22 protein-coding genes, 1 pseudogene and 1 riboswitch are annotated in these 23,732 nt (G+C 62.8%); of the genes and pseudogenes, 11 read left to right on the top strand and 12 right to left on the bottom strand.

The features are described 5' to 3' along the window. Positions 1 to 26 precede the first annotated feature (26 nt). The 6 genes from E8A46_RS13395 to E8A46_RS13420 all read right to left on the bottom strand — a co-directional run bounded on the left by E8A46_RS13395 (position 27) and on the right by E8A46_RS13420 (position 4,955). A complete protein-coding gene (locus E8A46_RS13395) occupies positions 27 to 812 on the bottom strand; it encodes an amino acid ABC transporter ATP-binding protein (RefSeq protein WP_291561318.1) in 786 nt (261 codons plus the stop codon). Positions 813 to 821: 9 nt separating this feature from the next. Beyond that, on the bottom strand, positions 822 to 1,478 hold the full coding sequence (locus E8A46_RS13400) for an ABC transporter permease subunit (RefSeq protein ID WP_291561320.1): 657 nt from the start codon (positions 1,476 to 1,478) through the stop codon (positions 822 to 824). Then, on the bottom strand, positions 1,475 to 2,122 hold the full coding sequence (locus E8A46_RS13405) for an amino acid ABC transporter permease (RefSeq protein ID WP_291561322.1): 648 nt from the start codon (positions 2,120 to 2,122) through the stop codon (positions 1,475 to 1,477). Before E8A46_RS13405 ends, E8A46_RS13400 begins: the two co-directional genes overlap by 4 nt. Before the next feature lie 27 nt (positions 2,123 to 2,149). After that, the gene (locus E8A46_RS13410; RefSeq protein WP_291561325.1) at positions 2,150 to 3,004 is read right to left on the bottom strand and encodes a transporter substrate-binding domain-containing protein; all 855 of its coding nucleotides are present in this window, start codon (positions 3,002 to 3,004) and stop codon (positions 2,150 to 2,152) included. Positions 3,005 to 3,083: 79 nt separating this feature from the next. Next, positions 3,084 to 3,980 carry a nitroreductase family protein gene (locus tag E8A46_RS13415; protein WP_291561327.1) on the bottom strand — a complete coding sequence of 299 codons (897 nt, stop codon included), beginning with the start codon at positions 3,978 to 3,980 and terminating at the stop codon, positions 3,084 to 3,086. Positions 3,981 to 4,073: 93 nt separating this feature from the next. Then, positions 4,074 to 4,180: riboswitch (guanidine-I (ykkC/yxkD leader) on the bottom strand. 289 nt (positions 4,181 to 4,469) lie between these two features. Further along, positions 4,470 to 4,955, bottom strand: a complete 486-nt coding sequence (locus E8A46_RS13420; protein ID WP_291561329.1) for a MarR family transcriptional regulator — start codon at positions 4,953 to 4,955, stop codon at positions 4,470 to 4,472. 167 nt (positions 4,956 to 5,122) lie between these two features. Between E8A46_RS13420 and E8A46_RS13425 the strand changes: the two genes are divergently transcribed. From E8A46_RS13425 to E8A46_RS13450, 6 genes are all read left to right on the top strand, one after another. Then, positions 5,123 to 6,400 (top strand): amidohydrolase/deacetylase family metallohydrolase, encoded by a 1,278-nt coding sequence (locus tag E8A46_RS13425; RefSeq protein WP_291561331.1) that lies wholly within the window; start codon positions 5,123 to 5,125, stop codon positions 6,398 to 6,400. 35 nt (positions 6,401 to 6,435) lie between these two features. Beyond that, positions 6,436 to 8,823, top strand: a complete 2,388-nt coding sequence (locus E8A46_RS13430; RefSeq protein WP_291561335.1) for a xanthine dehydrogenase family protein molybdopterin-binding subunit — start codon at positions 6,436 to 6,438, stop codon at positions 8,821 to 8,823. After that, positions 8,820 to 9,659, top strand: coding sequence for an FAD binding domain-containing protein (locus E8A46_RS13435; RefSeq protein WP_291561337.1), 840 nt, complete (start codon positions 8,820 to 8,822; stop codon positions 9,657 to 9,659). Before E8A46_RS13430 ends, E8A46_RS13435 begins: the two co-directional genes overlap by 4 nt. Then, on the top strand, positions 9,656 to 10,852 hold the full coding sequence (locus E8A46_RS13440) for a 2Fe-2S iron-sulfur cluster-binding protein (RefSeq protein WP_291561339.1): 1,197 nt from the start codon (positions 9,656 to 9,658) through the stop codon (positions 10,850 to 10,852). Before E8A46_RS13435 ends, E8A46_RS13440 begins: the two co-directional genes overlap by 4 nt. A 67-nt stretch (positions 10,853 to 10,919) precedes the next feature. Then, complete coding sequence (locus tag E8A46_RS13445; RefSeq protein WP_291561342.1) at positions 10,920 to 12,338, top strand: cytosine permease; 1,419 nt, start codon at positions 10,920 to 10,922, stop codon at positions 12,336 to 12,338. A gap of 181 nt (positions 12,339 to 12,519) precedes the next feature. Further along, a complete protein-coding gene (locus E8A46_RS13450) occupies positions 12,520 to 13,656 on the top strand; it encodes an ABC transporter substrate-binding protein (protein WP_291561343.1) in 1,137 nt (378 codons plus the stop codon). Here the strand turns inward: E8A46_RS13450 and E8A46_RS13455 are convergent. Then, a complete protein-coding gene (locus E8A46_RS13455) occupies positions 13,637 to 13,825 on the bottom strand; it encodes a hypothetical protein (protein WP_291561345.1) in 189 nt (62 codons plus the stop codon). The two genes, E8A46_RS13450 and E8A46_RS13455, sit on opposite strands and share 20 nt — an antisense overlap. On the opposite strand from E8A46_RS13455, the pseudogene E8A46_RS30445 reads away from it, so the two are divergent. From E8A46_RS30445 to E8A46_RS13475, 4 genes and pseudogenes are all read left to right on the top strand, one after another. Further along, positions 13,736 to 14,419: pseudogene (locus E8A46_RS30445) on the top strand (branched-chain amino acid ABC transporter permease); the annotation flags it as partial. The gene E8A46_RS13455 and the pseudogene E8A46_RS30445 overlap by 90 nt on opposite strands. A gap of 112 nt (positions 14,420 to 14,531) precedes the next feature. After that, the gene (locus tag E8A46_RS13465; protein ID WP_291561349.1) at positions 14,532 to 15,476 is read left to right on the top strand and encodes a branched-chain amino acid ABC transporter permease; all 945 of its coding nucleotides are present in this window, start codon (positions 14,532 to 14,534) and stop codon (positions 15,474 to 15,476) included. Beyond that, positions 15,473 to 16,252, top strand: coding sequence for an ABC transporter ATP-binding protein (locus E8A46_RS13470; protein WP_291561350.1), 780 nt, complete (start codon positions 15,473 to 15,475; stop codon positions 16,250 to 16,252). Before E8A46_RS13465 ends, E8A46_RS13470 begins: the two co-directional genes overlap by 4 nt. After that, complete coding sequence (locus E8A46_RS13475) at positions 16,245 to 16,955, top strand: ABC transporter ATP-binding protein (protein WP_291561352.1); 711 nt, start codon at positions 16,245 to 16,247, stop codon at positions 16,953 to 16,955. Before E8A46_RS13470 ends, E8A46_RS13475 begins: the two co-directional genes overlap by 8 nt. Positions 16,956 to 16,964: 9 nt before the next feature. On the opposite strand, the gene E8A46_RS13480 is transcribed toward E8A46_RS13475, so the two are convergent. From E8A46_RS13480 to E8A46_RS13500, 5 genes are all read right to left on the bottom strand, one after another. Further along, entirely contained in the window at positions 16,965 to 18,146 is a 1,182-nt protein-coding gene (locus tag E8A46_RS13480; protein ID WP_291561354.1) for an amidohydrolase family protein, read from the bottom strand. A 91-nt stretch (positions 18,147 to 18,237) separates the two neighbouring features. Then, positions 18,238 to 18,525 (bottom strand): hypothetical protein, encoded by a 288-nt coding sequence (locus E8A46_RS13485; RefSeq protein ID WP_291561356.1) that lies wholly within the window; start codon positions 18,523 to 18,525, stop codon positions 18,238 to 18,240. 793 nt (positions 18,526 to 19,318) lie between these two features. Next, on the bottom strand, positions 19,319 to 19,540 hold the full coding sequence (locus tag E8A46_RS13490) for a hypothetical protein (RefSeq protein ID WP_291561358.1): 222 nt from the start codon (positions 19,538 to 19,540) through the stop codon (positions 19,319 to 19,321). A 214-nt stretch (positions 19,541 to 19,754) separates the two neighbouring features. Further along, positions 19,755 to 21,323 (bottom strand): GMC family oxidoreductase, encoded by a 1,569-nt coding sequence (locus E8A46_RS13495; protein ID WP_291561359.1) that lies wholly within the window; start codon positions 21,321 to 21,323, stop codon positions 19,755 to 19,757. 1 nt (position 21,324) lies between these two features. Then, the gene (locus E8A46_RS13500) at positions 21,325 to 21,885 is read right to left on the bottom strand and encodes a gluconate 2-dehydrogenase subunit 3 family protein (protein ID WP_291561361.1); all 561 of its coding nucleotides are present in this window, start codon (positions 21,883 to 21,885) and stop codon (positions 21,325 to 21,327) included. A 268-nt stretch (positions 21,886 to 22,153) separates the two neighbouring features. Between E8A46_RS13500 and E8A46_RS13505 the strand changes: the two genes are divergently transcribed. Beyond that, a complete protein-coding gene (locus E8A46_RS13505; RefSeq protein WP_291561363.1) occupies positions 22,154 to 23,353 on the top strand; it encodes an amidohydrolase family protein in 1,200 nt (399 codons plus the stop codon). The last annotated feature ends 379 nt before the right edge of the window (positions 23,354 to 23,732 follow it).

Below are 23,732 nucleotides of genomic sequence, written 5' to 3' on the forward strand. Positions count from 1 at the left end.
GATGGCGTCCTCCTGGCAGGTTGTCGTCAGCGTTTGTTATTGGCGGTGTCACCGGCGTAGCGTTGCAAAAACTGCCGCGCCCGTTCGGTCTCGGGATTGGAGAAAAATCGATCCGGCGATCCGGTTTCGACGGCCCGACCGCGATCGAGAAACAGCACCCGCGTTGCCGCATCGCGCGCGAAAGCCATCTCGTGGGTGACGATCACCATCGTCATTCCCTCGCGGGCGAGATCCCGCATCACGACCAGCACCTCGCCGACGAGTTCCGGATCGAGCGCGCTCGTGGGTTCGTCAAACAGCAGGAGATCCGGACGCATCGCCAATGCGCGGGCGATGCCGACGCGCTGCTTCTGTCCACCCGACAGTTTCGCCGGAAAGGCGTCGCGCTTGTCGCTCAGCCCTACTTTGGCAAGCAACGCCAGCGCCTCGTCGTAGACCTCGGCCTTCGGCCGCTTCTGCACCTGGACCGGCGCCTCCATCAGATTTTGCAACACCGTGAGGTGGGGCCACAGCGCAAAATGCTGGAATACCATGCCGATGCGCGTTCTGATCTTCGACAACTCGCGGTCGCCCATGACGATACCGGCGTTATTGATGCCGATCCTCTCCCCGTTCAGATAGATTTGTCCGGCGTCCGGCCGTTCGAGCCAGTTGATGCAGCGTAGCAGGGTCGATTTTCCCGAACCCGACGGCCCGAGCACGCAGATGGTTTCACCCTTGTCGACCTGGAAGCTGACGTCGGAGAGGACTTCGATATCGCCAAACCGCTTCGAGACCCCGGCCACGTCGAGAACTTTGCTGGTTTCCGCCATTACGCGTCCCTATCGGCGTGCTTCGGCGACGCGGCCGATCGAACCGACGCCAGCCTCGATGATGAGGCAGAGTCCCCAATATAGAAACACCGCGGTGATGAAGGCCGCGAACGGAACGTAGTGCCGCGACTGGATCGAGCTGGCGGCATGCGTCAGTTCCGGCAGCGCGATGATGGAGAGGAAGGCGCTGTCCTTGATGATCTGAATCATCTGATTGCCGATCACGGGACCTGCCGATAACAGCAGCGGCGGAAGAATGATGCGGCGAAACAGCCGGATGTCAGAAAAGCCGAATGCGATGCCCGCCTCGATCGGTTCCCGCGGCTGCACCGCCCAGGCGCCGCGCAGAATTTCCGCCATGTAGGCGGCATTGTAGATCGTCAGCGCCGCCAGCCCCGAAGTCCAGTTGTCCAGCCTGATGCCGAACGAGGGAAAACCGTAATAGACGATATAGGCAAACAGCAGAAACGGCACACACCGCATCCCGTCCACGAACAGGCGAGCTGCGCCGGAAACCGCCGGCCGTTTCGACATCAGCGCCGGGGTCACGATAAAACCCAGCAGCAGCGCGGCCACCGCCGACAGCGCAGACAGGATCGCGGTGTTGACAAGCCCGCTCAGAAGCAGCGCGCGTTCACCCCAGACAATGCCAAAGTCGTGAATCATGCGGCGGCCTCGGCCGCGACCTGGCGGCGTTCGATCCAGCGCTGCAGCGAAACCAGCGCGAAGACGATTGGCGCGTACAGAGCTACCGCCACAAGGAACGGTGGCAGCGGTTCGTAGGTTTGGGCGCCGATCCTTACCGCGGCACGGGTGATATCGACGACGCCCACCACCGCGAGCACCGGCGTGACCTTGATCAGCAGCGACATTTCATTGACGAGGCCGGGAAGGCTCACCCGCACGATCTGCGGCAGCACGATCCTGCGAAAGCGCTGTTCGGCTGTCATCCCGACGGACTGTGCCGCCTCGTATTGATCCTTTGGAAAATTCATCAGCGCCGACCGCCACACTTCACAATTGAAGGCCGACGTATTCATGACAAGGGCAAGGATCGCCGCCGAGATCGGATTGATCGGCACGCCGATATTGGGAAGGGCGAAAAACAACAGAAGCAGCAGGGTGACCAGGGGCGTGGCGCGCAAAATGCTGACATAGAGGGTGACGACCTTCGCCGCGAAGGGAACATTGGCCCATCGCAGCAAAGCCAGCCCAAGGCCAATCGGCAGCCCGATCAAGATGCCGATGAATGACAGCGTTACCGTCACGATGGCACCCTGAAAGATGGCTGCGATGTCGCCGCCGCTCATGACAGACCGACTCTGTCAGGCCGGCCGTCAAAATTCCGGTTCAAACTTGACCGGCAGATTCGGGAAGGCCTCGCCAAACCACTTCTTCTGGAGCTCGGCGAACCGGCCACTGGCCTTTTCCTTGGCGATGAATTCGTTCAGGAAGGCGAGCAGTTCCGTGCTGTCCTTGGCGACCGCCCAGGCCGGGAACGACGGTCCCGAAACCGCCTGGCCAACCTCGAATACCGGCTTTTCAGCCACCAGCGTCTGCAGATTGATGATGGTGTTGACCACATAATCCACCCGGCCTAGCGCCAGATCCTGGTAGGCTTCGGGATAGGACGTGTACTCGACGACCTTTCCGAGCTTGCCGCCGGTCTTCTCCAGCATCGCGCCGAGTTCAGGAAGACGGCCGAGCAGCGCGCTGCCGGCTTGAACGCCGACGGTCTTGCCGTTCAAATCCTTGATCGAGGAAATGGACTTGTCGTCCTTTCGCTTCACATAGTAGTGGGTCGCGTCGGCGATCGGGCTGGTGAAGTCAAGCGATTGCTTGCGTTCCTTGGTGATGATTACAGCGGTAATGGCAACGTCGTACTTGCCCGTGCTGACGCCGGCCAGGATGCCGGTCCAGGGCAGGATTTCCTGCTTGATCTCGAACGGCGCCGCTTTGCGCAGATCCTCGATCAGCTCGTTGTCGAAGCCGATCGGCTTGCCGTCCTTGACGAACTCGAAGGGACGGAAATCGTCCTCGGTCGCCACGATGAGGCCGCGCTTCTTGATCTCTTCCATGCTCGCGGCGCTCGCGACGCCGATCACCACTGGCATCGCCAACAGCGCAGCCATCGCGCCAAAGGCCACGCGACGCGTCAGGAAACTGGAGTGAGCGAAAGAATGTATTTTCATGGTAAGCTTTCCTCTGTTGGGTGATGGCCTGTCGTGGTCTGCGGAACAATTTTGCGCGGTGTCGCGGGTAGTAGTCCTTTCAATCGAAATGGAATCCGTGTGAACGCAGATAGGGCGGGAATGCCGCGCCTTCCGCCTTGGCGGCCTGTCGGGCCTTGTCTTCCGACCAGCCGTAGAACGCCGCCTCGCCAAATTCCGCGTTGGATCGCTGCTGCTCGCGTGGAATTGCGTGCAAAGCATCCCGCCGGCGGTCGTAATCGTCGATGGCGCCCGGCAGATCTCGGTCATCGTAGCGATCACGATGTGTCGTCACGCGGCGCGGCAGGCGCAGACTGACGTAACCCTCGGCCTGCGGATAACCGAGGCAAAGTCCCGCGACCGGAAAAACCAGATGGGGCAAACCGAGGATCGCGGCTACCTTGTCGACCTCGTTGCGAATGACGCTGATGGGACAGACGCCCAGGCCGGCGGATTCGGCGCACAGGATCATGGTCTGCATCGCCAGAGCCGCGTCGACGCTGGCATTGAAGAAGCCTTCCAGCGTTCCGTTGCGGACCGGTTTTCCGCGCAATTCGCCGATCCGCTGCAGTCGTCTGGCATCGCCCAGAAATACGAAGAACACCGGCGACACGCCGATCCACGGCATGCCCGGAAACAGCGCGCCAATCGCGGCACGCTGCAAGGGATCGCTGACCCGCAGGATCGAGGCCTGCTGGAAGTCCGACTTGGCCGACGCGCTCAACGCCGCTGCGACGAGCAGATCAAGCAGGCCATCGCTCGGGATGACATCGCTGTAGCGGCGTACGGTCTTTCGCGCGAGAACGCGTCGGATGAATTCGTTGTCGGCAGTCCCCTCACCGGACGGACCGCCATCGCCAAAGCGCCGTTCGATCGCATCCGCGCAGGCCGCCATCAGTTCGATCCCCAACCGGTCGCACCAGCAGTCGGCGGCTGGACCTCGGAAATCATCGACCATTCCTGGAAATTTGAGACGTTCATCGCCAACTCCACTTCACAAACCCTGGGGAATTGGCATGGACCTGAGAGATGCCAATTCCTGGCCACTGAGGTCTCCCGGGATTTTATCCCGCCGTGCCCTGTGCAGATTTCTCCTGCGCAGGCGGCAGCTCTTGGACCAGCCATCAAAGCCGATGCGGAACCCTAGCCACCAACTCAATGCGAAGAATGGAGCAAAGGACATGCCAGACTCGGCGATCGACGGCCCGATTGTCTTAGCCCCGCCGTTTCGCTGCCGCTTAGTCGCGATGCCCTGGCCAAGTGCCTAGGGATTGCGAGGGAAAACCGCCGATCCGCTCCGGCGTCGGCTACCAAGAAATGCGAAGAGTACTTCGCATTGCGGCATGGCCTTTACGCCTTGGCCGGTGCCGGTTTTCCAGCGCTGCCATTTTTGAGGCACGGTGCACAGATTGTAATCGCCCGACCGGTGCCCCCCCGATCGGTCCCTTCAAGCGGTAGCCGTCGTCGCCTTCTCACCGCCGGAACTGGCAGCCACGATGCGCTGCATCATCGCGATGAAACGCTTCTGCTCCGCCTCGCTCAAGTCCGCCACGGTTTCGCGGTGGGCGGCGCGCGCCGACGCTTCCATCTGGCGCAGCAGGCTTGCGCCGGCCTTGGTCAGCCCGCATATCTGCGCCCGGCGATCCCGGCGATGAATGGTGCGCTCGATAAACTTGCGAGATTGCAAACGCTTAAGCGCACCGGTGGTGGTGGTGCGATCGAGGGCGACATCCGCCGCCAGCGTGGTCTGGTCGGCGGTTCCGCGTCGGGCCAGCGCCGACAGCAGGCTATACTGCAGCGGCGTGACATCAAAGGCCGCGCATTTCTTCTGGAACAGCGCGACGTGGATCTGATGCAGCCGCCGGATCAGAAATCCCGGTCTTTGCCCGAGCGGCCAGGAATTACTATTCTTGTGCACTGCTTTCTTGGCCATCTCTAACCACTCTGTCCTTGCCTACGCTGCACGAATTTGATGCAATCCATGGCATGATAGTTGCTGTATGAAATTACGAAGCATACTTCGTATTTGGCCGGCCCAATACCGCCGGCGCTTCGTAGTCCGCCGGCGCGACGCGCCGGTACCTGGAGAGGAAACCGGCCATGTCCGTGAGCACCACATTCGACCTGCTTCTGCGCGGAGGGCGCGTCATCGATCCAGCCTCGGGCATCGACGGCTTGAAGGATGTCGCCATCCGCAATGGCAAAATTGCTGCCGTTCAATCCGATATTTTGCCGACCAGCGCCAGAGAGATTGTGGACGTTACCGACAAGATCGTGCTGCCCGGACTGATCGATACCCATGCGCATGTCTATCAATATGTGACGGGCCGCTTCGGTGTAAACGCCGACATGGTGGGCGTGCAATCCGGCGTCACCGCACTGGTCGATCAGGGCGGGCCGTCGTGCATGACCCTGCCGGGCTTCCGTCACTTCATTGCCGAGAGGTCGAGGTCGCGGACCTACGCCTTTCTCTCGGCCTATCTGGTGGGAGGGCTGGAGGGACACTACTACCCCAACCTCTACAGCCCCGACTGCGTCGATATCGACGCCACCGTCAAAGCGGCCAACGCCAACCGCGACATCGTTCGCGGCATCAAGGCCCATGCCGAAATCGGCGGCTTCGCGCGCTGGGGCATCCGCGTGATCGAGATGGCGGCCGAAATCGGCCGGCGCGCCGACCTTCCGGTCTATGTGCATTTCGGGCAGCTGTGGGGTCTGCCGGAGAGCGGCACCAATGGGGAAGACGTCGATACGATACTGGAACGGGTGATCCCGCTGCTTCGCTCCGGCGACGTGCTGGCGCATCCGTTTACGCGTCATCCCGGCGGCTTCGTCAACCGCGAGGGTGACGTGCATCCCGTGATCCAGGCGGCGCTCGACAAGGGATTGAAGGTCGACGTCGGCCATGGCAGCCACTTTTCCTACCGCCTGGCCCGCAAGGCGATCGCCGCAGGTATCGTTCCGACCACGCTGGGCGCCGATATCCATGGTTACAACACGCACGTGCCGGCGCCGGCCGGAACGCCCGATCAGCCTGCCGACGACGAGAACCATCCTTTCGCGGGCCAGGCCAAATTCAGCCTGGTGCAGGCGATGAGCTCGATGATGGCGCTGGGCCTGACGCTGGAGCAGGTGGTGCCGATGGTGACGTCGCATCCGGCCGAAATGCTCGGGCTTTCGGATGTCATCGGCGCACTGCGGCCCGGCATGGATGCCGACGTCACGGTGCTCACGCAGATGCGCGGTCGCTATGTGCTGCGTGACAATGAGAATACGGAAGTGGTTGCCGACAGCCTGCTGCAGCCGGCGTTCTGCTTGCGCGCGGGCGAGCGCCATGATGCTATCGCTCCGATCTTGCCGCGTGCGGTGGCTGCGTAGCCGCCGATGGCGGGTTCGAGTGGAGACGGCAGTCTATGTCGCATGCTGAAGGCCATCTCCCCTCGGACGCAACTGCCGGCATCGCGCAAGGCGTAGGTGCGCGTCTAACCCGCAAGGAAGACGATCGCTTCATGCGCGGGCGCGGCCAGTACGTGGCCGATATCCGGATCGCGGGCCTGCAGGACATAGCCTTCGTCCGCAGCCCTTTGGCGCATGCCCGGATCAGGGGCATCCACGTGCTGGAGCGTTTTCGCGATGTCGTCTTTACGGCTGCGGATCTGACTGGGGTCAAGCCGATCCGCGCCGTATCCGGCCTGCCCGGCTTCAAGATCTCCGAGCAACCTGTTCTCGCGACCGGCAAGGTACGTCACGTCGGCGAGCTCGTCGCCATGTGCGTGGCGCCGAGCCGGGCGGAGGCTGAGGATATCGCGGCCTCGGTGACGCTGGACCTCGAAGAGCTTCCGGCGGTCTACGATATGCTTGGGGCACGCGACGCAGGCACGGCGCTGGTCCATGAGCACTGGGGCGACAATGTCTTTCTCGAAAGCGCCTTCGAGGTCGATATCACCCGCGCATTCGATGCGCCGATCAAGGTAACGCGCGAAATATCGACCGCGCGCCAATGCATGTCGCCGCTGGAAGGGCGCGGCGTGGTCGCCACCTTCGATCACCGCCTCGATCAACTGACGCTTTATACCGGCGCGCAGATGCCGCACATCGTTCGCAATGGCCTGTCCGATTGTCTCGATATCGAGCAGGGCCGGATCCGCATCGTTTCGCCTGATATCGGTGGCGGATTTGGTCACAAGGGAATTCTGCTGCCCGAAGAGGTCTGCCTGGCCTGGCTGACTATGCGCAAAGGCTGCGCCGTGCGCTGGATCGAGGACCGGCGCGAGCATCTGACCGCGAGCGCCAATTGCCGCGAGCACCACTACAGGATCACGGTCTACGCCGATCGCGATGGCCGCCTGCGCGGGATCGACTGCGAAGCGACCGTCGATTCCGGGGCCTATTCGTCCTATCCGTTTTCCGCCTGTCTGGAGGCCGCGCAGGTCGCAAGCATCCTGCCGGGTCCCTACCGGATGCCGGCCTATCGCTGCCGGACCTTCTCGGTCGCGACCAACAAGTGCCCGATCCTGCCCTATCGCGGCGTCGCCCGCACCGGCGTCTGCTTCGCGCTGGAAATCATGCTTGATGCCGTGGCGGTTGCGGCCGGAATCGAACCCGGCGAGGTCCGGCTGCGCAATCTGGTGAGCCCGGATGAAATGCCGTTCGATAATATCACCAGGAAGCATTTCGACAGCGGCGACTATCCGCAAGCGATGCGGCGCGCCCTCGCCGCGATTGATATCGCGTCGGTTCGGGCGCGCCAACGCACCAGGGAGGCCGATGGGCGGCTGATCGGCGTGGGCCTCTCGATCTATTGCGAGCAGGCCGCGCACGGCACCTCGGTCTATGCCGGCTGGGGTATTCCCATGGTGCCCGGACACGAGCAGGCCAATGCGCGCATGACGCCCGACGGCGGGCTCGAAATCCGGGTTGGGGTGCATTCGCACGGTCAGGGTCTGGAGACCACGCTCGCTCAGATCGCCTACGAAATCCTCGGCATCGAGACCAATAAGGTGCGCGTCGTGCATGGCGATACCGCGCTGACGCCCTACTCGACCGGTACCTGGGGTTCGCGCTCGATGGTGATGGCCGGTGGCGCCGTTGCGACCGCATGCATCGAGATCGGCGAACGCGCCAAGCGCATTGGCGCCAAACTGCTTCAGCTTGATCCGGCGATGGTTACGCTGCGCGACGGCCGGGTGTGCGGACCCAATAGCAGCATTGCGCTCGCCGAAGTCGCCCATACTTGGTACCGCCGTCCGCAGGATTTGCCGCCCGATGTCGATCCGGGCGGGCTGGAATCGACGAGCGGCTACAAGCCGCAGCGCGACAGCGGCACTTTCAGCTATGCGGCCCATGCGGTGACCGTCGCGGTCGATCCCGATCTCGGCGAGGTCGAGATCCTCGACTATGTCATCGTCGAGGACGGGGGCGTGCTGGTCAATCCGATGATCGTCGACGGCCAGATTTATGGCGGCCTTGCGCAGGGCATCGGCACCGCGCTTTACGAGGAAATGCCATTCGACAGCGCCGGACAACCGCTCGCGACGACCCTCGCCGACTATTTGCTTCCGGGGCCCGCCGAGGTTCCGGAGCCCCGCCTCGATCATATGGAAACGCCCTCGCCTTACACGATGTTCGGCGTCAAGGGCATCGGCGAAGGTGGTGCGATCGCTCCCCCCGCGGCCATCGCCAACGCCGTGAATGATGCGCTGCGCCCGCTTGGGGTTGAACTCCTGCACTCGCCAATGTCGCCGCGCCGGATTGTCGAGGCCGTGCTGGCGGCGCGTCGCGCGGAAAGACCGGCCGCATGAAAGCGGCAGCGTTCGCCTACGAACGTCCCACCGACCTGAGCGCCACGCTGGCCTTGATGGCCAGGGCAAACGGAACCGCCAAACTCATTGCCGGAGGTCAGTCGCTGGGGCCGATGCTCAACCTGCGGCTGGTCGAGCCGGATCTGATCATCGACATATCCGGGCTTTCCGAACTGAAATGGGCCGACCGCCGCGGCGATGAACTTGTCATCGGCGCCTGCGTCACGCATGGCGATATCGAGGATGGCCGAATACCCGATGTAACCCGCGGCGCCATGCAACGGGTCGCGGGTGCCATCGCCTACCGGGCTGTGCGCAACCGCGGCACGATCGGGGGATCGCTCAGTCACGCCGATCCGGCCGCGGACTGGGTTTCGGCTCTGTCGGCGCTGCGCGCCCAGGTCGCGTTGCGCAGCGCTGCGGGGGCTCGCGATCTCCCTGTCGAGCGGTTCGTCACCGGGGCGCTCGAATCCGCGCTGCGGCCCGGCGAGATCGTCGAGGCCGTCCGCGTGCCTGCGATGGCAGCGTCGGCGCGCTGGGGCTATGTCAAGGCCTGCCGCAAGATCGGCGAGTTCGCCCATGCCATCGCGGCGGTGCTGATCGATCCGGAACAGGCGACCGCGCGTGTGGTCATCGGCGCCGTGGAGGCCGCTCCCATCGTCCTCGCTGATGCGGCGGCGCTCTTTGGCGGGCGAATAACAGGCGACTTCGAGCGACAATTCGATGCGCGCGTGGCCGACGCCATCCTGACGAAGGCAGGCCTGGCGAACGCCGCCGACCGGCACATCCATGTCGCCGTGCTGCGCCGCGCGATCGGTGAGGCGGCGTCGGCATGACCATGATCGGACTCACCGTCAACGCGCGTCCGGTCGAAGCCTCCGTGGAGCCTCGCACCCATCTGGCCGATTTCCTGCGCGACAATCTCGATTTGACCGGCACCCATCTTGGCTGCGAGCACGGCGTGTGCGGGGCGTGCACCTTGCTGATCGACGGCATGCCGGCGCGCTCCTGCATCACCTACGCGGTCGCCTGCGACGGCGCAAAAGTGACCACGATCGAAGGGCTCGATGACGATGAAATCACGGCCGAGCTTCGAGCGGCCTTCACCCGCGAACACGCGTTGCAATGTGGTTACTGCACGCCGGGCATGCTGATATCGGCGCGTGACCTCGTGCTTCGCCTGGCCGAGCCCGACGAGCGCAGTGTTCGCGCCGGATTGAGCGGCAACCTTTGTCGCTGCACCGGATATGTCGGCATCGTACGCGCGGTGCGCGCGGTTATCGAGCAAAGGCGCCGGCGGGGAATAGCGCCTGTTGCGGGTGGAGGTCGACAAACGCTCGGTCCCGTAGGATCCGGCAACGCCACGAATTCTGCTCAGCCGGACGGCGCAAGGGGAACGACGGCAAAGCCCGAAGCGCCGCAGCCAATGAGCGGCGCGAGCGCCATCCCGGACTTTACGCCCGCGAAGACTTTCGGCGAGACTTTCACGGTCCCCTACCCTCCGGACAAGGTCTTCGACATGCTCGGCGATGTCAGGCAGGTTGCCGCCTGCCTGCCCGGCGCATCGCTGACCGATATGCCGACGCCGGAGCGTGTGGAAGGCGCGATCCGCGTAAAACTTGGGCCGATTTCGGCCGACTTCCGCGGCGCCGCGCGCATCGAGCGCGACGTCGATACTTTGTCTGGCCGGATCGTCGGAATCGGCAGCGATCAGCGCAGCCGCTCTTCCACCCAGGGTGAGATCCGCTATCGCCTCGTGCCATCGGAGCAAGGCGCGGCAACACGAGTCGAGCTTTCGATCGGCTACAGCCTCAAAGGGATGCTGGCCCAGATCGCCCGCGACGGCCTGGTGCGCGATCTTGCCGCACGACTGACCGCGGATTTCGCGCGCAACCTTGATCGCCACCTTTCGGGCGATCAGACGGCAGTAATAACGGAGGGACGACAAGAGCTAAACGGCATGACGATGTTGATCGACATCTTGCGAAAGCGTGTATCGACAGCCATTCGCCGGTTTCTGGCGAGGTGATCACCGCGCTCCTTGGTACGATTCTTGCTCGATCTGATCGGGAAATTTCCTGAAAAGAGAGGGCGTCATGACAAATCCTGAATTGCGATCCGACGTTCACAGTATCGAACCGATCCCGGATGCCGACCGTGACTCAACCGGTCCACAGCAAATGTGGATCTGGGCCGGTGCCAACATCGCGCCGGTCAACTGGGCGCTCGGTGCGCTCGGCATTATCCTCAAACTCGGCCTGTGGGAGACCATCGCCGTCATCGTCATCGGCAACCTGTTCGGCTGCGCCATCTTCGCCGCGTTCACGGTGATGGGCCACAAGACCGGGGTCAACCAGATGGTACTTAGCCGCTCCGCCTTCGGCCGCCGCGGCGCGTATCTGCCGAGCCTGCTGATGTTCCTGATGACGCTCGGCTGGATCGGCGTGAACACCTACTTCCCGGTCAAGATCTCGATGGCGATTCTGGGCCAGTTTGGGATACCGGACACCTTGGTGGCGACCTTCATCGTCATCACCCTGGTGATGGTGATACAGGTCGTCATCGGAATCTACGGCTTCTACGCGATCCGCACCTTCGAGAAGTACACGGTGCCGGCAACCGTCGCCATCATGGTGCTGATGAGCGTTCTCGCCTGGAGCCAGCCCGGAGTCGTCAATTGGAATCTTGCCAGCAGCCTTCCGCCTGGCGCACATCTGGCGATGCTGACGCTCCTGATGTCCGCAATCGGGGTCGGCTGGGGAATCTCCTGGGTGACATGGGCATCGGACTATTCCCGCTTCGTGCCCCGAAGCGTCTCTTCGACCTCCGTCTTCTGGTATAGCTACATCGGAATGTTCGTCCCGTCGGTCTGGCTTGCCATCCTCGGAGCAACCATCGCGAGCGTGACCCTGGACACCGACCCGGCCAAGATGGTCAGCGCGGTGTTCGGCGGCGTGGCCAGTCTGCTGGTGCTGCTGATGGTGCTGCACGGCCCGATCGCGACCAATATCCTGAACGTCTATTCGGCGGCGCTCGCCGCACTCAGCATGGGCATCCGGCTGTCCCGGACCGCGCTGGCGCTCATCGTCGGTATCGCCGGTTACCTCGTCACCATCTACTTCATCTTCGCACCCTCGTTCGCCAAGGCGTTCGACAACTGGATGATCAGCCTGCTGCTCTGGATGAGTCCGTGGGCCGGCGTGGTGATGGCCGACTTCTTCATCAAGCGGAAGAGCCAGGTCAATGTCGCCGAACTCTACGCTTCGCCGGAAACCAGCGCCTATGGTGACATCAACTGGGGTGGCATCATTGCGTTTCTTGCAGGACTGGTCGCCGGCTGGTCGGTACAGGACGGGCTCGTTCCCGCGTTGCAGGGACCAATCTCCGGACTGCTGGGTGGGGCGGATCTCAGCTGGCTGTTCGGGATCGTCGTTTCCGGCGGTGTGTACCTGGCTTTTGGTGGACGAGCGGTGGCTGCGCCCTCATTGGCCGCAACCGGAGCTGTCGGAAAGTGAGCCGCGATAATTCCCTGCGCAGCGATGCGCTCCCGGGAATTATCGGCTGATGACAGGGGTTCACAAGCAGATGGCGGGCTTGTCAGACAATCGTGACAAGCCTGCCATCGGCGTTGGCTATACGCTCATTGCGCTATTCTGACAGAGGAACATGATGTCTTTTATTTCCCTAAAAACTTCCATGATTGGCGCGACTGCGATCTGCCTGTCGATGGCCATCACCCACGAGTCGAAAGCGGACGCGGCCAGCTGTCCCTCCCCGATACCGCTGGGCCTGACGACGGCGCTCACCGGCAATTTGGCGCTGCTCGGCACGCAAGCGCGCAATGGCGTCGAATTCGCGGTCGATGAAATCAATGCCGGCGGAGGCATCAGCGGCAAGAAGCTGGCGCTGACCACGGAGGACACCGGAGCCTCCAGCACCGATGCGCTGAACGCGATGAACCGCATTCTCGAAGGCAAGCCACTTGTCATCTTCGGCTCAATGATCAGCCCGCACGTGTTTGCCCAAACCGACGTCGTCACCAAATCGGAAACGCCTTTCCTGGTCGGCGCAACCAATGCAAAGGTAACCGCGCAGGGCAGCAAATGGCTGTTCCGCACCCACGTTCACGATGGCCAGCTCGCCGATCTCATTCCGGAATATCTGGTGAAGTCGCTCGGCAAGACCAGGCCGGGCATCATGGCGGTGGCGGATGATTACGGCCTCGGTGCCTCCAAGGGTATCCAGGCCTCGCTCGCCAAGCTCAAGGTATCGCCGGTAGCGGTCACCTCTTATGCGCCGTCCGACAAGGACATGAGTGCGCAGCTGCTCGAGATCAAGGACAAGGACGCCGACAGCCTGATCCTGTTCGGCCGCCCTGCCGACGTCACGCTGGTCGTCAAGCAGATGGGTGATCTCGGCATCAAGCTGACCACGATCGGCAACTCCAGTATCGTGGCGCAAACCACGCTCAACAACCTGTCGGCCGCAGAGGCCGACGGCACCTACGCTATCGGCGGCATGATCCCGCAAACCTCGACGGATGCGAAGATCCTCGATTGGTCGAAGCGCGTTCAGGAAAAATACAAGGTCCCGGCGGACAATTTCACGGTCTCGTATTACGACACCGTCCATATGCTGAAATCGATCATCGAGAAGGTCGGCTGCGACAAGCCGGCGATCCGCGATGCGCTGGCAGCCACCAGGGACTGGAAGGGCATGCTGATCTCCTATCAGGCCGATGCGCGAGGCGATCTTGCGCATACGCTTGGCATCTATCGCAACAAGGGCAAGACGCCCGAATTAGCCGGCCCCATCAAAGAGAACGGATACTGATCGCTTCATGGGCCAGCTCGTCATCAATGGCCTGGCGCTCGGGAGCATCTATGCTCTCGTCGCACTCGGCCTGCTCTTGATCTTCAACACGGTGCAGATCGTCAATTTCGCGCAAGGCCAGCTTTTGATGCTCGGAGCTTTCATCGGCATCAGCTGCGCCGTGACCCATGAATTGCCGGTGGCGGCCGCCTGGGCCATCACCATGGTGGCCATGGCGCTGGTCGGCGTCGTGTTCATGGTGCTGGTCTATTTTCCGTTGCGCGGGCGGCCGGCATTTCTGGTCATCCTGACGACGATCGCGATGGGCATCGTGCTGGAAAACCTGGCGCTGATCATCTGGGGACCGCTGCCGGTATCGCTGCCATCCCCGGTCCGCGGCCCACCGCTACGCTTTGCCGGCGTCGTCATTTCGATGCATCAACTCTTCATCTTCGCCACCCTCGCCGTGATCCTGCTGCTGCAATACTTCTTCCTGACCAGGACCCGGTTCGGAATCCTGATGCAGGCGACCGCGCAGGACCTGCACACCGCGCGGCTGGTCGGCATTCCCGTCAACCGTACCATCGCCGTCGCTTTCGCCTTTGGCGCGGCTTTGTCGGGGATCGCGGGGCTATTGGCGGCGCCGATTTTCCTCGCCGAACCGACCATGGGGGGAAGTCTCGGCCTCAAAGGGTTTGTCGTCAGCGTGATCGGTGGCTTCGGCAACCTGCCGGGCGCGGTGATCGGCGGATTGTTTCTAGGCCTGATTGAAACCTTCGGCGCCAGATACATTTCGTCGAACTTTCGCGACGCCTATGCCTTCATGGTCATGATCACCGTTCTCATCGCGTGGCCCCGCGGCCTGTTCGGCGAGAAGAGCAGCGAAAAGGTCTGGGATGAAGAAATACAGGACCTGGCCCCTTCTCGCGGCAGGCATCGCGGCTGCTTTGGCGGTCCCCGCCATCGCTCAGGACGGATACATCCTCCAGCTCCTCAATATCGCCATCCTCAATGCGATTGTCGTGCTCGGGCTGAACTTTGTGACGGGTTGGACCGGTCAGATCAACTTCGGACAGGCCGCATTTTATGGACTGGGCGCCTACACCACGGCGATCGCAACCAAGTCCGGCCTGCCGTGGGTTGCGACGCCCTTTTTGTCGGTCGTCGTCGTGATCGCGGCGAGCCTCATGCTTGGTCTGCCGACCATGCGCCTGCGCACCTATTATCTGGCGATGACGACCATCGGGTTCGGCGAAATCATCCGGCTGATCATCGTGCATTGGGAGCCGGTCACCGGCGGCACCTCCGGTTTGCGGGCGATCCCCGGCATCAGCATTTTCGGAATCGGACCACAGGGACAAATACAGCATTACTATCTCTTGATCGCAACGCTGGTGCTCGCCATCATTGTCGCAGCACACGTTCGCCATTCGGTTCTTGGCCGCGCGATGATCGCGACCAAGGACAGCGAGATCGCGGCGGAGCAGTGCGGCGTCGATACCACCCGGACCAAGCTGGTTGCCTTCATGATCGGTGCGGTCTATGCGGGGATCGCGGGTTGTCTCTATGCGTCTTCGATCCGCTTCATCAGTCCCGACAGCTTCTCCGGTACGCAAGCGATCCTGCTGATGACCATGCTCATCGTCGGCGGCATGGGCTCGATCGCCGGTTGCGTCGCCGGCGCGGTGGCCCTGACGATCCTGCCCGAGGCGCTGCGATTTCTCGGTCAGTGGTATCTCGTGCTCTACGGCCTCGGCGTCATCGCCGTCATCGTGCTGGCGCCAGGAGGTCTGGCATCGCTCGCATCGCAACTGCAGCTACGCCGGGCGGGCGCGCGTTGAGCCCGGAACCGATCATCTCCGCGCGGGGTGTGACGCGGCGTTTTGGCGGGCTCGTCGCACTCGACGGTATCGACCTCGACGTGCCCAAGGGCATTGTGCAGGCGATCATCGGTCCAAACGGTTCAGGCAAGACCACATTGCTCAACGCGCTGAGCGGAGCCTCGCATGCTGACATCGGCTCGATTCGAATCGGCGGCCACGAGATTTTTCGTCTCAAGCCGCACCGGATTGCGCGGCTTGGCCTGGCGCGGACGTTCCAGAACATCAGGATCTTCGATACTCTGAGTGTGATCGAGAACGTCAAGGTGGCGGCGGCCTGCAACAACCCGGCGTCGTTGTTCGATATCCTGACATCGAATGATCGGCAACGGCAGCTGGAGGCCGAAATCGATCGCGACGCGCGCGAGGCGCTCCAAACTGTCGGCCTTGCCAAGCGCGCCGATGATCGCGTCACGCGATTGCCCTATGCGCAGCAGCGCCTGCTGGAAATCGCACGGGCGCTGGCCTCAAAGCCGAGTGTTCTCTTGCTCGACGAGCCGGCCGCCGGCATGAACATGACCGAAAGCATGACGCTGCTGGACACCATCGCAAGGCTCAGGAGCCGCGGCATCACCATTCTGCTGGTCGAGCATAATGTGCGGCTGGTCATGGGTATCAGCGACCGCGTCACGGTACTTGATTTCGGCAAGAAGATCGCCGAAGGCGCGCCTTCCGAAGTCCAGCGCGATCCGCTGGTGATCGAGGCCTATCTCGGCAGGCGGCACCGGCATGCTTAAGGTCGAAAACTTGAGAGTGTCCTATGGCCACATCGAGGTGCTGAAGGGCATTTCGTTCAGCGTCGAGATGGGCGAAATCGTCGCCCTGATCGGCGGCAATGGCGCCGGCAAGACCACGACGCTGAGCACGATCTCCGGACTGATCCGGCCTAGCGCTGGCACCATCTCTTGGAAAGGCGAGAACATCCAAAATGCCGCGGCCGAAGCCATCGTCGGTTCAGGCCTCGCCCACTGCCCCGAGGGACGGCGCATTTTTCCGGGTCTCACCGTGCGCGAGAACCTCATCACGGGCACCGCGTCGCGCTCCCATAACCGGCGCGAAGTCGATCAAGACCTCGCGCTGGTGTTCGATCTGTTCCCGCGCCTCAAGGAACGGCTGAAACAACGCGGCTGGTCGTTGTCCGGCGGCGAGCAGCAGATGCTGGCGATCGGCCGGGCCCTGATGGGCCGCCCGAGCCTGCTGATGCTGGATGAACCGTCACTGGGGCTTGCGCCGATCGTGATTGAGCAGGTGTTCGACCGCATCCGCGAACTCAACAGGCGCACCGGTCTCGGCGTGCTGCTGGTCGAGCAGAATTCGGCGATGGCGCTCGAAATAGCGAGCCGCGCTTTCGTGCTCGAGACCGGGGTCATCACCCTGTCCGGACCTTCAGCCGTCCTCGCCGACGATCCCCGCATCCGCGAAGCCTATCTTGGCGGCTGATATCGGGCCTCAGGCATGTTGGACATGCTTGCCGTTGAGCACCGTCTCGGACGGGAACAACCTCTGCCGGCCGGTGCGCGTACCTTTGTAGTTGTCGAGGAATTCGAACGTACCGTCCCGCAGTTCCATGATCGCCAAGTCGGCCGGCGCGCCCACGTTGAGGGTGCCGCGGTCGTCGAACGCCGGGAAGCAGCGCGCCGCGTTGATCGTCGCCGCAGCGATGATCCGGCTGAGCGGCATGCCGAACATGATAAATTTCGACATGACGTTCGGCAGATCGACCACTCCCGTGGTCTTCGACGCCGTGCTCCAGTCGGTGGAGAAGGTGTCAGGCCACAAGCCCTGCCGGGTTGCTTTCTCGACCGTGTCCCAATCGAAGTGATCGGTGACGCCGTTGCCGAAGTCGAAGATGACGCCGCGGCGGCGCGCCGCCATGACCTCCGGCAACAGCATGCCCTTGTCGTCCAGGATGCCGTTCTTCCCCGGCGCGTAGATGTGCGTGGCGATGTCGCCGCGCTTGAGCAGCGCAAGGATCGCGCGCAGCGGCGAATAATTCTGACCGACATGGACCATGACCGGCAGATTGAACGGTGCCGCGGCCTCCTGAGCGCGGCGCAGCGCTTCGAGGTCGTTGGCGCCCGTGACATTGTCCGACAGGCGGGCCTTGACGCCGACAACGACGTCACGATTGCGTGCGATGGCGGCCTGGGCCAACGCGACGTTAGCAGCGTTGATGTCGTGCAACTCACCGCCGGGAGCGATGACGCCGGTGCGCGCGATGTTGACCAGGCAGCGGCCAATCTGCGGCGCGCCCCGGGCAATCGCGGCGACCGCATCCATATTGTCCGCTCCGCCCGTGCCGGCATCGACCCAGCCGGTCACGCCGTCCTGCAGGCACATCGGCGGGCCCTCCTTGCTGCGGCCGGCGTGGGTGTGGATGTCGATCAGGCCGGGGGCGACGATCTTGCCGCGCGCATCGATCGTCTCCGCGGCGTCGGCTGAAATGCTGCCTTCAACCGCCGCAATCCTGCCGCCCGATATCGCGACGTCGCGCGTCGCGTCGAGCCCGGTGGACGGATCGACCACGCGTCCACCCCTTATGATCAGGTCATAGGTCGCCGCAAGCGCTTTTGGAATGCTGGCAAGCAGCGCGGCGCCGGTGGCGCAGACCAATTGGCGTCGGTTCATCATGGTCGACATCCTCCCTCGCTGGGACTCTAAAGGTCCGTTTTATGGCTGCCAGACTAAGCTCGGCCCAAGGAGCAAAGCCATGGTCATTATTTCATTCCGGACCTGCACCAACCGGCGGGCCGCCCGGCGGCCGGTGCAGAAACGAGATTGAAACAAACGCCCCGATCCAGGAGCCGGCCGCAGCAAAGCCGACATAGGCCCAGTTTTCGGTGTAGCTGATGACGGCGTAGGAAGAGAGCAAATACCAGACGCTGCTCCAACTCGCCGCCGGCACCCGCCTTCGAGCCACCACGGCGGAGGTGAACATGACATAGACCGCATCGGTCGCGGCTGTTGCAACTAGCACGGCAGAGGCCGTCAGCGGATCAATCGATACCATTAGATTCCCCTTCGTCCGGTTTTTCCTGTGGCCACATCGATTTTGCATCCATTGCATGCTCCGTCCAATATTTTCACCGCGGGCCTGTTGAGGAAATCGGATCGCAGAACAGCGACGCTCTGGGGCGCGGCACAAGGGGACCGGGACAACACTTGATAAACACCGAGCGTTGATGCGGAACCACGCTCTTCTCGTGCGGCAAAGCTGATCGAGGAGTCTCCCTGCCTGCCTGGTTTTATTCCCGGCAACGCATCAATGTGAATGCGCGCGGCGGGCCTTCTGCACCGGTTTAACAATTCGCAACGTTCGATCTTCGGAGGAATTTCAAGACTCGAGCGGGAGTCCGTCTGCTGAGCGCGCTCACGCGCAGCGTGCAATTGTTCGGAGACACACGATGGCCAGATTTACACTAGTTGGGACCGCTGCAATTCTATCCGTAACGTTAGCTACGCCGGCATTCGCACGACCGGTTACCCGGGAGTCAGGCGCGGGCCCTCTTTCATCTCTGGGGCCGGGAGTCGGCGCCGCTGACCCCGGCGCCGCCGGCGTTACGGCACCAGCACCATCCGCGCGGCCGCTGCCGGCAGGATGCGAAACCACAACCCGACCCTGGTCCGCGCCGGTCGACCATCGCCAGCCGCAGGCAGATGATGTTCCTGCATCGCCGCCTCCGTCGGAGCAGACTCTCGACCAGGAAGACCCAAACGTCGACCGCATTATCAAGGGGATTTGCCGCGGCTGCTGACATGTACCGTGGTACGACGGGGTCTGCGCCCGCGCCGCTGCCTTGCATTCACTTCCGCGGCCGGCCCCGCTTTGCAAAGACGAGGCCCTGTGAATCCACCGTGCTGCGCAGCAGGCCCGCGAGCTTGAGCGCTTCGTTGCGTTCCGGGCCCGGGGGCAGCAGGCGGGCCCGCTCCAACGCATCTGCCGCGCGGATTTCCCGGTCAACTCTGTCGGACCCGTGTTGTTTGTCTTTGCTCATGGTTAGGCTAACTGCGACGATCAGGTTCATGGGAGAGTCGAGCAGAACTATCGGCCTCCTATAGACTCCAGCGGGGGCAGCGTTATTCCCGGCATTTAATGCTTTTATGACGCGAACATGTTCCTGCCAGCCCCGCCGAGATAAGCTGGAGGTATCGAGGCAGCGAAAATCCTGACGCGGGATCGACCGGGGCCGAGACCGTCGAGAGACCGACAGTTGGAGCGGCCGCTATCCGAAAGATCGTTCAATTCGTCAACGTGCCCCATTGCGACGCCATGCGCTCGGCGCCGCGCTGCGACAGGGCAAAGATTGTAAACGTCGGATTCGAAGCGCCCTCGGTGGGAAAGATGCCGGGTCCCGCAACCCAGAGGTTCGGGAGTTCGTGGCTCTGGCCGTAGCTATTCACGACCGAATTGGCGGCACTCGTTCCCATGATGGTGCCGCCCAGCAGATGGCTGGTCGGCATCGTTCCGCGCGCCGACCACGCCTCTTTCGCCCCGCTCGCTCTGGCGACATTTAGTCCCTCTTCGAAATTGGCATTCCACAGCGCCACCGCGTCGGAATCGAAACTGTGGATCAGCCTGCCCAGCGGCATGCCGAATTCGTCCTTTTCGCTGGCCAACTCGACGCGATTTTCCACGTTCGGCTGTTCTTCGCCAAACGTCTTGATGCCCGCAAGATTGCGCGCGGCCCGCTTCATGTAATCCGCGAGCTCCGGCCCGTACAGATCGGCCCGGGAATTGGCCAGATCGGTCGTCTTGACCGCGAACCCCGCCGTGACGAACGAACTTCCAAACGCGCCGTCGTGACTCTTCTTGGGATAGCGTTCGTAAGACATGTACTGCACGGCAATCGTGCCCATGTGGTTCTGAACATCCTCGTCGAACATCGCCCATGTCGAGGCCACGTGATGCGACATCATGAAGTGGCCGACCAGGCCGCTCGCATTGCCAAGACCCTTGGGATGCTTGTCGGTCGCGGAGTTCAGCAACAGCCGCGGATTCTGCGCCGACCATGCCGCCAGCAGCACCACGCTTGCTTCCTGGGTCTGCTTCTGATGCTTGTCGTCGTAATATTCGACGCCAGTCACCCGCGTGCCGGCCGGATTGGTCAGAACGCGCGTCACCGTGGACCAGGCGCGAACTTCGGCGCCGGCCTTCCGCGCCTCGCCCAGATAGGTCACTTGCGGATTGGCGAGCGCGCCGATCGGACAGCCGACGTGACACCATCCGTCATACAGGCACGCCGGCCGTCCCTTGAATTCGACCGAGTTCATGCCGACCGGCGCCGGTACCATGGGAATGCCCGACGCTTCAAACGCCTTGAGCCAGATGTTGCCGTTCCGAAAAGTCTTCATCGGCGGCATCGGATAGGCCTCGCCGGCCGGTCGCCATTTCTCCTCGGCCCTGGCGTCGCCGGAAACGCCGATCTCGCGCGCGACCTTGTCATAGAACGGCGCGACGTCTTCGTAGGCGATCGGCCAGTCGTGGCCACGGCCGTGCTCGCTCTTCATCCGGAAATCGGTCGGCAGCAGCCGCGGAAAATTGGCGTAGTAATGCAGTGCCGCGCCGCCGACGCCCCATCCGCCCTGCGCGGCGTAAGCCATCGGATTCTTGCCTTCGAGCAGGATCGGCGCGCCGGCCGGTTTGACCCGGCGGCCCCAGATCTCGGAGCTGATGAGATCAGTCAGCTGCCAGTCCGGGCCGGACTCGAGCAGGACCACCTTCTTGCCGGCCTTGGCGAGAACCGACGCATAGACCGAGCCGGAAGCGCCCGCGCCGACGATGACGACGTCTACTTTTTCGTTGGTCATCTCACCACCTCTTTTCCGGTGTAATATGCGGCATATAGGGGATGCCGAGCGCCTCGTAGCCTTCCATCGTCCCGTAGACGACATCGACGGCGTCCGCGCGCAACACCGCGTAGACGGCCGCGCCCGGCCGACCCGTCCAGCCTTCGATCTTGTTTTGCCGCATGCGACCGACGAACTCGCGCTGGTCGGCGGCCGACAATTGGGCGAAATCCCGTCCAAGAATCCTGCGGCTGCTCTCGTCAATCGAAACGATGGCGGTTCGGTAGAAATCGGCGAAGGGCGGACGGACGTTGAAGATACGGGCCTGAAGCAGAGCTTCGTGCGGCGGCACTGAAAGCTGCTGGTCGATGTAGTGCGCGATCCCGGCCTCGCGCGCCTGGGGCACCAGTGTCTCGCCGAGCGCCTCAAGGGTCTCACCCTGATGGGCATCGAGAAGCCGGAAGGGCACGTTGCGCGCCCGCGCCTCGCCAGGCGCCATGATGGCTTCGACGCCACCCACCGTGAAAGCCAGCGCCCCCAAGGTCGCGCCTTTGACGAAGCCGCGTCGACCCATGTTCGTCATGGTCTTCTCCTCCCGGAGCTCGCTTTTTGTTTTCGCAGCAGACTGCGAAATTTGAGGCATTACTGGGGAGCTCCGACTCCGAGTCAAGAGGATCAATCCGGCAATCCCGTCAGAGGAGCGTTGCGAAAACAGGGAATACGCTCCTGATTGAAGCTGCCCCGTGTCTATTTATTCGTATACAAATGAAAAACCGGCTTGATCCCGGCGTCGAGCCGCGCGCAAAATGCCCGCCTGTGCCGCGAACGCATTGAACAAAAAGGAAAAACCGATGGCCCACGATGAGCCCCAGGCAGCCGGCCCGACCAAGCTCGTGATCCGCAATATCGGGCTGCTGCTCTCGGGCGCGCTGGAGAAGCCGATCCTGGACGCCGACACGATTCTGGCCGTCAACGGCAAGATTACGGCCATCGGCCGCGCCAAGGATGTCGATAGCGAAGGCGCCACCACCCTCATCGACGCCAACGGCACGACGGTGGCGCCCGGGCTGATCGACAGCCATGTTCATCCCGTCGCCGGCGACTGGACGCCGCGGCAGAACCAGATCGGATGGATCGACAGCTTCCTGCATGGCGGCGTCACCACCATGATCTCGGCCGGCGAGGTTCACATGCCCGGCCGGCCGCGCGACGTCGTCGGCCTGAAGGCGATGGCGATCTTTGCGCAGCGCGCGTTCTGGACGCTGCGTCCCGGCGGCGTGAAGGTTCATGCCGGCGCGCCCGTGATCGAATGCGAAATGGTCGAGGACGATTTCCGGGAATTGGCCGCGGCCGGCGTCAAGCTGCTCGGCGAAGTCGGCCTCGGCGGCGTCAAGGACGGCCCGACCGCGCGCAAGATGGTGGGGTGGGCGCGCAAATACGGTATCCAGAGCACGATCCACACCGGCGGTCCGTCGATCCCCGGCTCCGGCCTGATCGACAAGGACGTGGTGCTGGAAGCCGACACCGATGTGATCGGCCATATCAATGGTGGTCACACCGCGCTGCCCGACGACCAGATCCGATGCATCTGCGAGGGCTGCAAGCGCGGCCTCGAACTGGTCCACAACGGCAACGAACGTTCGGCACTTTACACCTTGCGCATTGCGCGCGAGATGGGCGACCTCAACCGCGTCATCCTCGGTACCGATTCACCCGCCGGCTCCGGCGTGCAGCCGCTCGGCATTCTGCGCATGGTGTCGCTGTTGTCGTCGCTCGGCGAGGTGCCCGCCGAACTCGCGTTCTGTTTTGCCACCGGCAACACCGCCCGCATGCGCGCGCTGGACTGCGGCCTGATCGAAGTCGGACGTTCGGCTGACTTCGTCATCATGGACAAGGCGCAACATTCCGCCGGCAAGAACATCCTCGACAGCGTGCAGCTCGGCGATCTCCCCGGCATCGGCATGACCATCATCGACGGCATCGTCCGCACCCAGCGCAGCCGCAACACGCCACCGGCAACCAAGGTGCCGCAGATTGTCGCTGGGCATTAGTCGATCTTCGACGATAACGCGCGCCACGTGTCATCGCCTTCGTCGTCCCGGCGAACGCCGGGACCCATAACCACTGATGTTGGAAGCGAAAGAGATTGGAGCTCCGGCCTGCCATAACATTAGTATCGGTGGTTATGGGTCCCGGCTCGCGCTTCGCTTGGCCGGGACGACATCAATTTTATTCCGGATTCAGTTTTCCAAACAGCCAGACGAGTTTCAGATATGACTTCGCATTCCCGCGACGCGACGCGCCCGAGTTGTTCCGAAACCTCTCGCCCTCGACAACAGAGGGCGTGGGGAATGCCGGGTGCCCAGTGCACCCGCAGCCTCGTGTGCGCATGGTAGTGGTAGATGCACACGAGTATTCACAGCGAGTTCA

The organism is Bradyrhizobium sp., from assembly GCF_004799445.1.
Taxonomy (GTDB): Bacteria; Pseudomonadota; Alphaproteobacteria; order Rhizobiales; family Xanthobacteraceae; genus Bradyrhizobium.